The following is a 12,482-nucleotide window of genomic DNA, read 5'->3' as shown; positions in this document are numbered from 1 at the left end:
AAGGGACAAAAATGTTTTCGGTTATCGCTTCCGGAGCGTGATCTCGTCCGGTTTGGTCCTTTCGACTTCAAGATCGAACAGAGTGGCAAGTCGGTCGGCGACCTGATCGGCATCATTTACCCGGAATCGGCCGCTAACTCGCAACGTCCCGATACTCGGATCGCCCAGACGGATAGCGGTTGTAGAATCCATGTTGGCTTCGGCCACGACCGCAGCGAGGGGCGTGCGCTCATACTCACGCACGGCCGAGATGGCCGGTAGCGGGGCTATAGGCTGAAGCTCGGCTCTTCCCGGCGCGGATCGAAGCACGGTCGGCGTGATAGCCGCGAAGCTGAGGGTCTCGCCCGGTTCAAGACGCGCCACGGCTGTCCGGCCGGTCGTTCCCTTGATAGTGCTGGGGCGTTCGACGTCGACTGCACCGCGCAGCAGCCTAACGGTTACGCGCTCATAGCGATCTAGACTGACGTCGAAGATCGTCCCGCGTGCAGTCACGCTTCCTCCACCAGCTAGGACGACAAAGGGGCGCGTCTCATGCGCAACATCAAAGCGGGCACGACCACGTTCGAGCTTCAACTCGCGCCGACCAGTGCTGAAGCTCGTGAGGAGTTCACTGTTGGGATCGAGATCGACCGACGAACCATCTGCGAGCCGCACCGTCCTTCGGGAACCGTTCAGCGTCGCATAGTGCTGGCGCTCGACCGCTTGATCAACCTTGGGCTGTGCCACCTGAACCGGAGCGTCTCCAGCGCCTGGTAACTCCACCTTTGCGATCCATCCTCCGATACCGACGGTCAGGAGGAGACTGGCTGCGATTGCCACCCATTTCGAAGCGCGTCCGCTCTCTTCATTGTCGTTGGCTTCACCGGTTTGCTCTTCGTCCTGAGCCGCCATGAAGCGCCCCAATGCGAATATCTCGCCGGCTTCGTTGTATGCGCCTCGATGCGATGCCCCGAGGGCGAGCCACTGCTCGAACTGGGCGCGCCACTCCTCGGCATCAGGACCCCGCATCCTGGCGAACCACAGGGATGCCTCACGCATCTGCTGGTCCATCCTCGGCATAGCCTCCGGCATCTCATCTTCAGCCATGGGCATTTCCGATAATCTTGCCAATGCGCACAATGGCCTCCGCCACATGCCACTCCACGGTCCGGATACTGATATCGAGTTGTTCGGCTATCTGCCTATACCCGAGTTCTTCAGCGCGATGTAACAAAAATACCTCTTTCGTCCTTGGCGGGAGGCGCTCGACAGCCAGTCGATAGCGGTGCCGCATCTCGTTCATTTCCGCGATGGCGTCCGGCCCGGCAATCTCCTCGCCGGCCGAATATACCACGGGATCGAAGGATTGTGCCTTGGTCCAGGCGCGCACGCGATCGGCCAGGAGATGTCGAACAATGCCCTGCAAATAAGCCCCGGGATTGCTCAAGGCGGCGGTGGATCGCGAAGCGACCAGCCTCGTGAAAGCCTCCTGCACCAGATCATGCCTGTCCTCCTCGAGCCAGATGCGCCGCTTGAGAAAGGAAAGCAGCTTCGGCGCCTCCCTTCGATAAACGGCTTCGAACTGGCGATCTTCATAGCGTGCAGACGCACGCGCGCAGATGCCATCATCCCCGTTGCCGCGAAACATTGGTCTACGCGCACGTTTGGAGGGCGAAGCGCGCCAAAGGGCGACGCCAGAAAAGTAGCGAAGGCAGCATGACAGGACCACCCAAGGGTGGCGGGCAATAGCGTCCAATGCGTGCGCCCAACCGTCATGGATGGACACGTTGCCATGCCTGGAAGGTTTATCCTGCAGGCGGTCCCCAGCCGTTTCCCGCGCTGCGCGAAAACTCTGCAACGATTTCCAGATGGTTGCAAGGCGCTACAAGAAGGGAACTCCCATTTTCCCATCTGCATCGCCTCATCAGCCCTCGTTCTGCTTGCGCGCCGGCGGAACCGCGACGAGTTCGACCAACCGGTCAAAGAAGCGGTCGAGCAATTCTCTCGCCGCCGGCTCCAGCTCGACAAGGATCCTTCGGCCATCGTTCGGATCGCGTCGGAGTTTGACCAGCCCGCGTTGAGCCAGTCGGTGGACGATCCGTTGCGAATTCCGTTCCGATGCGCTCGATGCTGCTGTTAGAGCGGTCAGCGAACGCGGCTGGCGACTCCTGCAGGTATAGAGATCGAGGAGCATCTCGAATGCGGGAATCGTAAATAAGTCCCGGCCGAACTCATCTGCTCGCAACCGCTGCACCTGTTCTGCAAAATCGACCATGCTGCACCTGTTTACGGTGGCTGTGATGCGCGAACCCTCCATCATTTCAGCTGCTCCCGATCCGACTTGTCGGACGGGCGGGAACCGACGGGAATCATCTTAGGGCGAATGGGCATGACACGCTCCTTTCTCAGGCGAGAAAGAATCTCATGTCTCCACGCGCCATATTGTAAGTTCTTGCCCGTAAATGACTTCCGGACTGCATTGATCCATTCTGGATGATTATGTGGGGGCCGCTAAATCGGGCTCTGAGTTCGAGTGGGGCGTTCATGAAGCAATGCATTGCATCAGCCAAACGCATGCGCGACAATCGCCGTTGGACCGTTCGCGCATGCGGCTCACTTTGTCCTGTCTGCGCCAGATGGTGATTCCTCGCCGTGCTACGCTCGCTTAACGGTGCTCGGTATAGATGCCGCGCTCGATGTGGTTATGGAGCTTACCTTGATCGAGATCGACCAGATCATGTCCGAAATGGCCAGGCGGCGTCCGGTCTTCTGTTCGGAGGCCGATCTCCAGCATGAACTCGCCATGGAGCTGCGCTTGCGCCAACCACACAAGCAGATCCGATTGGAATATCCGCTTGGCGGTGACCTGCGCGGAGCGATCGATGTCCTCCTCCTTGGGGAGCGACCCTTTGCTCTGGAGTTGAAATATCTCTGCAAGGGGCTTGTTGCCGAGGTTGACGGAGAGCGATTTACACTCCGCCAGCAGAGCGCCCATGACATTCGGCGCCATGATGTCTGCAAGGATGTCGCGCGAATGGAGGCCTTTGTTCGCCGAACAAACCACGGCGCTGCCGTTCTGGTCGTTTCAAACGACCCTGCCTATTGGCAACCCCGCCGGCGCACCGATACGGTCGATGCGGCCTTCGATATTGCGGAGGCGAAGGAGCTCGCCGGGACACTCCAATGGGGCGCCAGCGCCGGCGCCGGAACGATCAGGGGACGAGATGTCCCTCTGCAGCTGACTGGCCGGTACCCGCTCGCCTGGCGGGACTATTCTGATCTAGGCGTCATGGCCGGCAGGTTTCGCTACCTGTGGATACCAGTATCGGCTCCGGGGGCCGAGGCTCATTGACGGAGCGTTGATGGGATAGCGGCGCGAGCGCCGTTCGGGAGGGGAGGGAGAGCAGGGTTGCCGGATGATTTCAAGGCTGCTTCAGCCCTGCGATCGCCAGCACTTGCCTGAACCGCCTGTCCGTCCAAGCCGTCGTTAAGACTTCGCTCAGGGACCGAGAGCGGCTGGGCCAATCGCTCGGATATCCCCATGGCACGCACCAGCAACAACCGAAGCCCGGAATTAGAGGCGATCGGTTCCGACATCGTTAAACGGCTGGGCGGCACATGGAAGCCCGGTGGGGCCATGTGCCTGTGCCCCGCGCACGCGGACCGGGCTCCGAGCCTCTCGGTGCGGGTCGGGGACCATGCGCTGCTCTTCAAATGCTTCGCCGGTTGCGACACGCGTGACGTCATCCACGAGATCCTGCGCCTCGACGAAAATGCCCTTCACCATGTCGAGAAAGCCGCAAAGGCGTCCTCAGCCATAGGAAAGGATTTGTGGCGGCGCCAGCGTGCGCAACGCGTTTGGGACGATGCTCGGCCGCTCAGCGGGACGCCGGCCGAACTATACTTACGGCGCCGTCGCATTGCCATTCTGCCGCGCGCGCTCCGTTTCCATCCCCGCACACCTCTCGGCCAAGCCGAGGCGGTGGATTTCCGTCCCGCAATGATCGCGGCGCTGCACGACGGCGGTTTCCACCCCGAAGGGCGCTTCGTGGCGATCCAGCGGACCTTCTTCGACCGCGATGACGCACGCCGCGCCCGCGACCTGTCCGATCCAAGGATGATGCTCGGGCGGCCCGATCGCGCCGCCGTGATGCTCGCTCCAGCGACATTCGTTCTTGGTCTTGCCGAGGGCATCGAGACCGCGCTCTCGGCGATGATCCTGTTCGGCATTCCGGTATGGGCGACGCTAGGCAGCGACCGTCTGCACCAGGTTGCGATACCCGATTACGTGAGGCGGCTCGTCCTCTTCCCAGACAATGACATAGCGGGCGAGATCGGCGCCGCGAGCGCGATCGAGGCCTACGTGATGCCCGGACGCCTCATCGAGACCGAATACCCGCCGATGGGCTTCAAGGACTGGAACGACGTGCTGCGATTGGGAGGGGAGCGAATGAAGAGGCTGGCGAGCTAGTGGTCAAATCTGACGCTTGGCACCCCGCCAGGCATGGGGGAACGACAATGAATGGTGGTGAACGGTCTGACCGCTTCGTTGGACACTCCGGTCGGCAGGTTACGGGACACGAAAACGGGACAGCGGACATTCGAATGTGTCGGTGTCGGCTTCCGGGTCCGACCCTTGCCGGCCGTTCAGCCGCCGAGTTTCCGTTCCCAGGTGCGGCCGGTCCGCTATGCCATTCTGGGATGCCCCAAGACTGGCCGATTGAAGGCTGACTGCTTCCGGAAAGTCAATCGAGGATAGCGGTCTCTAGCGTGCCAGTTGAGGATTCGTTTGGCGGTAGGTAGCGGAGGATCGTTATTCGCGCTGTGCAGTGCGAAGGCCGAGCTTAGGTTTTGCAACCCGCACCGGTGGCGCAGTCTCGAGAACAGGCACCGTCTGCCGATGGATGATCTCCACCGGTGAGAATGCCGCTCGCAGTTTTGCATCGTTGAAGAAGGGGCGTATCGCGTCGATGTCGCGTTCGCTTACTGGCGGCTTACGGTTGCTGAGTGCGACGTAAAGCGATTGGACGGTCAAGGAAACCGTTTGCTGAGGATTATCGACATCACCGTCGAAACCATCGGGCATGACGCCCATGGCATCATTGTGCATCCGTCCAACGTCGATCGTCAGCGTCAGCACATCGGCGTCGTTGCGCTCCACCCGCCAAGACCTCAAAAGGCTCCACAGGAGATAATCCTCATTATAGCGGACGATTTGCCGCTCGGACTTTTTGGCGGCCGCTTCAGCAACAAGAGCTTTGAGCTGCTCGACAGGGAGATGGGCGGAAGCTGTCAGGGCTACGTTCCCGTCCTGCCCCCTACGCGAATGAAATAATATGCGTGACAGCGCATAGAGAATGGCTGCCTGAACTTCGCGATCGGCGTTGCGCGCGGCAAAGAGCATGTCCGCGAGGACTGGGAAGGTGTTCCGTCCCCGATGAGCGAAATCCTTCGAGCCTGTCCGCATGAAGAATGCTAACCAGACCAGCCAGGGAGAATCGGGAACCGCTGGCAACGTCCCATCAACTGCTTTCGCCAGTTGAATAAACAGATCGAAACCGGCGAGCGGCACGCGATATGCGCGAGCGCTGGATAAAGCATCGAACCATTTCAGCGCGCGTTCTCGCCGTTCTAAATTCACATTCGCACCGGCCACGACGAACTCGATAACTTCAGGCGTCATTGCGGAAGTCAAAGTCTGGAGCCAGTTGGCGCCATAGCCGCCGCGCTGGAGAAGGTCGGTTTCGATAAGATGCTCGGCTGCCAGAAACTCCTGAATCGAGCGGTGGAAATAGATTGTTTGCGCGCCTTTCTCGATCAGGCAGCCCTGGATTAGTTCTCGACGCATCTCCTCCTTCTGAAGAGAATGGCTGATGTCGCGAGCCGCTTCGTCGCATAGGGATTGGGGGATGTCGTTCAGGGTCGTCGTCGATGCTCCTCCGCGTTCCCACAGCCACCAAGCAAGGCTCGCGTTGAACCGGCGCCTGACCTTGATAGGAAAATCTTTGTCACGTCCGCGCTTCTCCAGTTCGCGCAAGAGGAGGTAATGCACAAAGCTGTCAAACAGCTCATATACCGACATATCTGTGCGGAGCTGGTCGGGGTGCGCTGCGATCTCGCACAACATCTGTGCATGAACAGGCCGCTCTAGAAGCTGGTCAAATCGGCCTGAGACCAGTTCGGCCACGCGTTGCTCGACCCATTTGGGATCGGTCGCGGGGCCATCCTGTTCCTCCGCCGCTCGGATCGGGAAGTATCGCTCGACATAAGACCGAGCTTCAGCGGGTGTGAAGCCGCGAATCTCTACATGCCGATAGGCCCGCCGTCCCGGCGTTGGGAGTGATCGGCCGGCTGGAGTGGTCTGGACGCCATCTATGACGGCCTTGAATTCCACATCGTCATGAAAGGCGGTGTCGCGGCCGAGTACGAGTATGCGGGCGTCGCCCTGATCCAGCTTCATGAGTTCGGCGAGGACAGTCTGAAACTTCGATGGCGTCAGACCATGCTTCATCTCGTCAAAGCCATCGTAAATGACGAGAAAACGGCCGTTGCGATTGAGAGCGGCAAAGGTGTCGAAATGATAGCCAGGGACGCGATGCTGGCTGGCGAATACCTTGCCCAGTAGGCCCTCTAGGGATTGCTCATCCGCGATCTCGCCGAGGCGTACCAATATGGGCACACGCGCTGTGGGGTCTTCCAGCGCGCGCGTGGCCATATTTGCAGCCAGATGGTTGGCGAAGGTCGATTTGCCTTTGCCATAAGGGCCAAGGACGAAAAGCGGCGGCGCGTCCTGCTCAGCCTGCCATGCCTCGACGTAGGCGGCCAGATCATCACCGATGGTGGTCTCCGGCGGGACGTAATATTTGTCGAGCCGGCTGCGCTCGTGTGCCTCGACAAGGGCCTTGAGATAAGGGTCGAGTCGCATCAGACGCCGTTGTAGTTCAGCGAACGTCATCGCCTGAAGTCCGCGTTGGCTCTGCGCGGCCTTCCGGCCTTCCGGCGTGATCGGACCTTCGGAGACGAGCCAGGCCTGATTCATCGTGTCGTTCGAGATCAGCGGGCCATAGTCATTGGCAAACTTGCTGCATTCACTAAGCTTCAGGCTGCCGGAATAGGCCTTCGTCTCGAAGGCGTAGCGTTGTTCGCCCGCCACCTCGTCGCGCAGCCAGACCGCAGATACATCGGCATTCTTGTAGCCGAGTTGGACTTCGGTCTCAGTGTGAGAAAAGCCCGCCGCACGAAGGAGTTGGGCAACGGCATCGCGAAATGCATTTCCCTTTTGCGTTGTGCTCATCGCAGCGCCTCGCTCACAATCGCCACCATGGATAAACAGGCCGACCATCGCGCGCGGAACGCAGGGTGACAATCTCTTCCGAAATTCGGTCGTCGATCTGCGCCAGAAATTCCTGCTCACGGTACAGAATTTTCTGTCGCCGTTCCACGCTGTGCTCCCACTCCAACTGCTCTCGGCAGTCCAGGACATCGGCCCTTTCGAGCAACACTTTCGGATGATGGTAAAGCCAGTGCAGAAACGGCAGCGCATCGCAGGTGTCATGCCAGAGTTTTCCGTAATCCTGGGCATAGTGACGGGCGAGTTCAGGCATGGCGTAATTGGAGTCGTGCCATATCGACAGCGGCGCAGGATCGGGATGTCCGCACAGGATTTCGGCGATGTAGAAATTTGCGGTGAACGCCCGGCGCAACTGTGTGGCGGCTGCAACAAATTTGTTCTGCTTGAAGCGCAACAGACCTAAATCATACGCGCAGGGCGGATAGTGTTCGGCCCAGCTTTCCAACAGGAAGCTGGCCTTTTCCGGTTCGCGGTTCCGCATATATTCCGATCCCAGCAGGTAACGGACGCTCTGATTATCATCCGGGTTGAGCGACAGCATGCGCTCCATCAGGGAAATGCCCGCTTTGCGCTTCTTTAGGCGCAACTGCGCCAGCGCCGCACCATGCAGCGCGCGAAGGAAAGGCCGGTTGTCCAATTCGTACCAGGAGAGGGTGCCGGAAAAATCTACGGGAATGGCGGTTTCACCGAGCGCGATGCCGAACTCATAGGAGGACAAGGCGGCTCTGGTCTTCCCCGATGCGAGCAAGGCATGGCCCAAATGAGCGTGGCCGTCGATATATTCGGGACTATCCGTAATGATCGCTTTGAGTTCGGCGATGTAGGCCGGATCAGAGAGCATCCCGGCGCTGTGCTGATCAAGCACATCGTCCAGCCGCTTTTCCGCCTGATGGAAAAGGCAATCGACTGAGAAGCGGCCAACACCGTCTATGATCTGAAATCCAATCCCCATCCGTGTTCGGTCCCCTTGCGCGACAGTCCGGTATCCATCCGGCGGCGCCCGCCTTGTCGTGAGGTAGTGGACTGCTCTTAAGAATGCTCTCGAGAGTAGGCTTAGGAGCGGTTCATGGGGCACATAACGGTAATGACCGGGCCGGAACGGCGGCGGCGTTGGAGCGACGAGGAACGGCTGCAGATTTTGGCGGAAGCCTTTGCGCCGGGATCCAGCGTTTCGGCCGTGGCGCGACGGCACGACATTTCCACGGCGCGGATCTACACATGGCGCAGCAAGCTGCGACAACCGCCCGCCCTGACCGAGTTCGCCGAGGCGGTGGTAGACGATGGCACCCAGCAAGGCGGGCAACAGGCCGGGATGCCGGTGATCATCATCGATCTCGGCGCCAAGGGACGCGTGAACGTATCAGCTGCGGCATCACCTGCATTGGTGTCGGCGGCGCTGAAGGCCTTGCGATGATCCCAGCAGGCGCACGGGTGTGGATCGCAATGGGCCATACCGATATGCGTCGCGGCATGCAGAGCCTCGCGGCGATGGTACAGCAGAGTTTTTCGCGAGACCCATTTGCCGGCGATCTTTGGGTCTTTCGCGGGCGTAACGGGTCGCTGGTGAAGATAATCTGGCACGACGGTCTCGGGATGTCGCTTTATTCGAAGCGGTTGGAACGGGGGAAGTTTATTTGGCCCTCCGCGAAGGACGGCGTAGTCTCGCTGACGAGCTCACAGCTGGCCTGTTTGCTCGACGGCGTGGACTGGCGGAACCCGCAATATAGCTGGCGCCCGCAGAGCGCGGGATAGGCGCGGATTTTCTTCGTCGAGGCCGCATTTTCCGCTTTAACCAGGCGGTTTTCTGTGATTCCATCCTGGTTGTGGACGCCGCCGTTTCGCCCCTGCCTGACGACATTGAAGTGCTCAAGGCGCTGGTCCGGCTCAGCACGCAACGCGCCGATGCGGCCGAACAGCGCGCTACCACCGCCGAGGCCGAACTGGCCAATGCCCGTGCCCGGGAGAGCGCCACCGAGGCATTGATCTCGCACTACAAGTTGCAGATCGCCAAGCTCAGGCGCGAGCAATACGGCCCCAGCGCCGAACGCACCCGCCGGCTTCTTGCGCAGATGGAGTTTGAGCTCGAAGATTTGGAGGCCGACGCCGCCGAAGACGATCTGGCCGCCGAGACCGCCGCGACAAAGGCCACGAACGTCACCGCCTTCGAGCGCAAGAGGCCGGTCAGAAAGCCGTTCCCCAACCATTTGCCCCGCGACCGCGTCGTCGTTCCGGCGCCCTGTTCCTGTCCGGCCTGTGGCGGCATGCGCCTGTCGAAGCTGGGCGAGGATGTGACCGAGACGCTAGAGGTGATCCCGCGCGCCTGGAAGGTCATCCAGACCGTGCGCGAGAAGTTCTCCTGCCGAGATTGCGAGAAGATCACGCAGCCGCCCGCGCCATTCCATGTCGTGCCGCGTGGCTGGGCGGGCCCAAGCTTCCTCGCCATGCTGCTGTTCGAGAAGTATGGGCAGCACCAGCCTCTCAACCGCCAGGCCGAGCGTTTCACCCGTGAAGGCGTGCCGCTGAGCGTTTCCACGCTCGCTGACCAGGTCGGCGCGGCTTCCTTCGCCTTGATGCCGATCTTCCGGCTGATTGAGGCCCATGTCTTTGCCGCCGAACGCGTACATGGCGACGACACTACCGTGCCGGTCATGGCCAAGGGCAAGACTGATACCGGTCGATTATGGGATTATGTCCGGGACGACCGCCCGTTTGGCGGCGCCGATCCGCCAGCGGTCGTTTTCTATTATTCGCGCGACCGGCGCGGCGAACATCCCCAGGCGCATCTCGCGTCCTGGTCCGGGATTCTGCAGGCAGATGCTTATGCGGGCTATTTCGAGCTGTACGCTCCCGACCGCCAGCCTGGTCTCATCCTGGAGGCAGGATGCTTTGCCCATGCACGCAGGAAGTTCTTCGAACTCGCCGACGTCGAGGGCGCAGCGCGCAAGAAGAGCCGCGGCGAGCGGACTGGCCCCATCTATCCGATTGCGCTGGAGGCGGTGCAGAAGCTGGACGCCCTGTTCGACGTTGAGCGCGGTATCAACAGCAAGACACCAGCGGAGCGGCTTGCCGCCCGTCAGGAGTTGAGCGCGCCGCTGATCGCCGAACTGCACGACTGGTTGAACGCCCAACTCGCCAAGCTGTCGCGTAACCATGATCTCGCCAAGGCCATCAACTATATGCTCCGGCGCTGGGACGCCTTCACCCGCTTCCTCATCGATGGGAGGGTATGCCTCACGAACAACGCAGCGGAACGGGCGCTGCGCTGTGTGCCACTCGGGCGGAAAGCATGGCTATTTTGCGGCTCCGATCGCGGCGGTCAGCGCGCCGCCATCATGTTTTCACTCATTCAGAGCTGTCGCCTCAACGACGTCGATCCCCAGACTTGGCTCGCTGACGTCCTCGCCCGCATCGCCGGTCATCCGGCTAATCGGCTTGGCGATCTACTCCCATGGAATTGGAAACCAACAGCGTTGAAGCTGGAGCCGTGATCTCATAGCATCACGGCATGGAATTTGGCCCGCAACCCGAACTCATTGAATCCTCTCTTTGCCGGTCCATCGAACAGGTGGGCGTACGGCTGACCATCAACATCGTGCGGATCGCCACCGAACGCGGTTGGTCCCTCGAGGTCGTCAACGAGCACGGCACCTCGACGGTCTGGGACAATCTATTCCCCACCGACCGCGATGCCGATGCTGCATTCCGCGATGTGCTCGCTCAAGAAGGCGTCGAGGCCTTCCTCGGCAAGTAAGATGCCAAATCCTGCAGCGAACCGTCAGTAGCTGCGGTCCTCACCGGATGCGTACACAGTCCGCGTTTCAACTGCCTGTCATGTTCATCGAAGCGGTTTGTGATGATGTTCGTATTCCTCCGAGATCTACTGCAAAACCGTCGCACCGATAGGCGCGCAGTAGACTCTACTTCCGTGCATCATTCGGCAATGGCCATGTCGATCTTCTTGGGCGGTTAGTCAGTTCATTATTCAATGATCTAACCCTCGTCCGAGATCGGTTGTCGAAAGCGGATCGGCACGACCCTCTGATCGAGGTAGCCTTCGGAGAGGCCGGCGATCGCTTCGACATCTCGCAAATTGAGACCGAGAGAGGCTTCGATCTGGGCACGTGTATGCACGCCATGCTCTACCAACATGCGCAGGCCTTCCGCAAGAACACCCGGCTGATTAACCGGGAAGGCATCATCCAGCGGCTCAACTTTTCGAATGCGCTGAGCATTCATTTGACGAAACAGGTAAGAGAACTGGTTCTCGGATAGTATTCCGAGATCCCGGCTTCGGTAAGCCATCGCCGCAATGGCCACACCCCACCGTGCTTTGAGAGATTTGAAGAAAGCGAGGGAACTGCCGAGCACTTCCTGGCTGAAAGACTCGCGTGGAAGCAAGAACGCGCTCGCGAACCGGTTCGCCTGCTTTTCGATCATATCCAGGTTCGTGCCGTTTACCTCGACATCCGGATGGAGAACGAGGTGGCCTAGTTCATGAGCGAGGTTAAACAGATCACGTGGCCCGCTAGTTATCTCCTTGGATAGGAGGACAATCGCGCGACCACCGATCCAACAGCTAACAGCATCCATATCCTGACAGCGGACAGGTTCACGAACGAGCAGAATCCCATTCGCTTCCATGACCGCTCCCAGGCTGCGAATTGGTCCCCGGCCCAGTCCCCAATGATCGCGCAATTTCTCGGCGGCACGCTCGATGTCATCTTCATCGCCGTTATCCGCGTCAAACTCGAACTCGGGGAAGTTCACCGCTGGCAAGTCGATGAAACGCTCCAGCAGCATACCGATGTCCCCGGCCCACTGCATCCGCCGGACGATCCGGCGACGGTGTTGCTGCTCCATGCGTTTCAGGCTTCGGAAAAATGGTGAACGTGGTTCGCCCGGTCGAACCGGCATGCTGGTGAAAAAGGAAATCGGCTGCCCGGTTTCCGCGATGATCCTGCTCATGGTCTCGCCGCCTGGCGAGGACTGCCCGGTTTCGAACTGGGCAACCGCCTGTCGGCTGACGCCTATGATCTCCGCAAGATTTTCCCCGGAAAGACCACGCGCTTCTCGGGCTTCCCTGATCCGTTCAGGAATCGGCTTGGCTCCTGCCGAGGCAGGAGCATCTCGATCATTGCTCATGTCGTCACCA

Annotated in this window: 12 protein-coding genes; 6 read left to right on the top strand and 6 right to left on the bottom strand. The window is 60.1% G+C overall.

What is annotated here, in order from left to right:
* Positions 1–21: 21 nt before the first annotated feature.
* From sphantq_RS02085 to sphantq_RS02075, 3 genes are all read right to left on the bottom strand, one after another.
* Complete coding sequence (locus sphantq_RS02085) at positions 22–1,086, bottom strand: FecR family protein (protein WP_272799466.1); 1,065 nt, start codon at positions 1,084–1,086, stop codon at positions 22–24.
* Positions 1,079–1,627, bottom strand: coding sequence for an RNA polymerase sigma factor (locus sphantq_RS02080; RefSeq protein WP_048577931.1), 549 nt, complete (start codon positions 1,625–1,627; stop codon positions 1,079–1,081). The genes sphantq_RS02085 and sphantq_RS02080 overlap by 8 nt, the downstream gene beginning before the upstream one ends.
* A gap of 276 nt (positions 1,628–1,903) precedes the next feature.
* On the bottom strand, positions 1,904–2,254 hold the full coding sequence (locus tag sphantq_RS02075) for a hypothetical protein (RefSeq protein ID WP_235209798.1): 351 nt from the start codon (positions 2,252–2,254) through the stop codon (positions 1,904–1,906).
* A 441-nt stretch (positions 2,255–2,695) separates the two neighbouring features.
* On the opposite strand from sphantq_RS02075, the gene sphantq_RS02070 reads away from it, so the two are divergent.
* Positions 2,696–3,331: a hypothetical protein gene (locus sphantq_RS02070; protein WP_082166283.1), complete on the top strand. Its 636-nt coding sequence runs from the start codon at positions 2,696–2,698 to the stop codon at positions 3,329–3,331.
* A gap of 189 nt (positions 3,332–3,520) precedes the next feature.
* Positions 3,521–4,450, top strand: a complete 930-nt coding sequence (locus tag sphantq_RS02065) for a DUF7146 domain-containing protein (RefSeq protein WP_048577929.1) — start codon at positions 3,521–3,523, stop codon at positions 4,448–4,450.
* A 342-nt stretch (positions 4,451–4,792) separates the two neighbouring features.
* On the opposite strand, the gene sphantq_RS02060 is transcribed toward sphantq_RS02065, so the two are convergent.
* Both sphantq_RS02060 and sphantq_RS02055 read right to left on the bottom strand, forming a co-directional pair.
* Positions 4,793–7,273 (bottom strand): NACHT domain-containing protein, encoded by a 2,481-nt coding sequence (locus sphantq_RS02060; RefSeq protein ID WP_272799465.1) that lies wholly within the window; start codon positions 7,271–7,273, stop codon positions 4,793–4,795.
* Between the two features lie 13 nt (positions 7,274–7,286).
* The gene (locus sphantq_RS02055; protein ID WP_272799464.1) at positions 7,287–8,282 is read right to left on the bottom strand and encodes a tetratricopeptide repeat protein; all 996 of its coding nucleotides are present in this window, start codon (positions 8,280–8,282) and stop codon (positions 7,287–7,289) included.
* 114 nt (positions 8,283–8,396) lie between these two features.
* On the opposite strand from sphantq_RS02055, the gene tnpA reads away from it, so the two are divergent.
* The 4 genes from tnpA (at position 8,397) to sphantq_RS02035 (ending at position 11,081) form a co-directional block, all read left to right on the top strand.
* Complete coding sequence (gene tnpA, locus sphantq_RS02050; RefSeq protein WP_043151652.1) at positions 8,397–8,744, top strand: IS66-like element accessory protein TnpA; 348 nt, start codon at positions 8,397–8,399, stop codon at positions 8,742–8,744.
* A complete protein-coding gene (gene tnpB / locus sphantq_RS02045; RefSeq protein WP_031286377.1) occupies positions 8,741–9,082 on the top strand; it encodes an IS66 family insertion sequence element accessory protein TnpB in 342 nt (113 codons plus the stop codon). Before tnpA ends, tnpB begins: the two co-directional genes overlap by 4 nt.
* 71 nt (positions 9,083–9,153) lie before the next feature.
* The gene (gene tnpC / locus sphantq_RS02040) at positions 9,154–10,818 is read left to right on the top strand and encodes an IS66 family transposase (protein ID WP_272799463.1); all 1,665 of its coding nucleotides are present in this window, start codon (positions 9,154–9,156) and stop codon (positions 10,816–10,818) included.
* A 17-nt stretch (positions 10,819–10,835) separates the two neighbouring features.
* Positions 10,836–11,081 carry a hypothetical protein gene (locus tag sphantq_RS02035; RefSeq protein WP_272799462.1) on the top strand — a complete coding sequence of 82 codons (246 nt, stop codon included), beginning with the start codon at positions 10,836–10,838 and terminating at the stop codon, positions 11,079–11,081.
* A 239-nt stretch (positions 11,082–11,320) separates the two neighbouring features.
* Here the strand turns inward: sphantq_RS02035 and sphantq_RS02030 are convergent, their stop codons facing one another.
* Positions 11,321–12,472 carry an XRE family transcriptional regulator gene (locus sphantq_RS02030; protein ID WP_272799461.1) on the bottom strand — a complete coding sequence of 384 codons (1,152 nt, stop codon included), beginning with the start codon at positions 12,470–12,472 and terminating at the stop codon, positions 11,321–11,323.
* Between the last annotated feature and the right edge of the window lie 10 nt (positions 12,473–12,482).

The organism is Sphingobium sp. AntQ-1, from assembly GCF_028538045.1.
GTDB lineage: Bacteria > Pseudomonadota > Alphaproteobacteria > Sphingomonadales > Sphingomonadaceae > Sphingobium > Sphingobium cupriresistens.
The sequence above is the reverse complement of the archived record's forward strand: the minus strand, read 5'-3'. Positions and strand labels throughout refer to the sequence as shown.

Excerpts from the sequence above, each read along its gene's own strand:
- sphantq_RS02085 (WP_272799466.1), bottom strand. The coding sequence starts at position 1,086 with ATGGCTGAAGATGAGATGCCGGAGGCTATGCCGAGGATGGACCAGCAG.
- sphantq_RS02080 (WP_048577931.1), bottom strand. The coding sequence starts at position 1,627 with ATGTTTCGCGGCAACGGGGATGATGGCATCTGCGCGCGTGCGTCTGCA.
- sphantq_RS02075 (WP_235209798.1), bottom strand. The coding sequence starts at position 2,254 with ATGGTCGATTTTGCAGAACAGGTGCAGCGGTTGCGAGCAGATGAGTTC.
- sphantq_RS02065 (WP_048577929.1), top strand. The coding sequence starts at position 3,521 with ATGGCACGCACCAGCAACAACCGAAGCCCGGAATTAGAGGCGATCGGT.
- sphantq_RS02060 (WP_272799465.1), bottom strand. The coding sequence starts at position 7,273 with ATGAGCACAACGCAAAAGGGAAATGCATTTCGCGATGCCGTTGCCCAA.
- sphantq_RS02055 (WP_272799464.1), bottom strand. The coding sequence starts at position 8,282 with ATGGGGATTGGATTTCAGATCATAGACGGTGTTGGCCGCTTCTCAGTC.
- tnpA (WP_043151652.1), top strand. The coding sequence starts at position 8,397 with ATGGGGCACATAACGGTAATGACCGGGCCGGAACGGCGGCGGCGTTGG.
- tnpB (WP_031286377.1), top strand. The coding sequence starts at position 8,741 with ATGATCCCAGCAGGCGCACGGGTGTGGATCGCAATGGGCCATACCGAT.
- sphantq_RS02035 (WP_272799462.1), top strand. The coding sequence starts at position 10,836 with ATGGAATTTGGCCCGCAACCCGAACTCATTGAATCCTCTCTTTGCCGG.
- sphantq_RS02030 (WP_272799461.1), bottom strand. The coding sequence starts at position 12,472 with ATGAGCAATGATCGAGATGCTCCTGCCTCGGCAGGAGCCAAGCCGATT.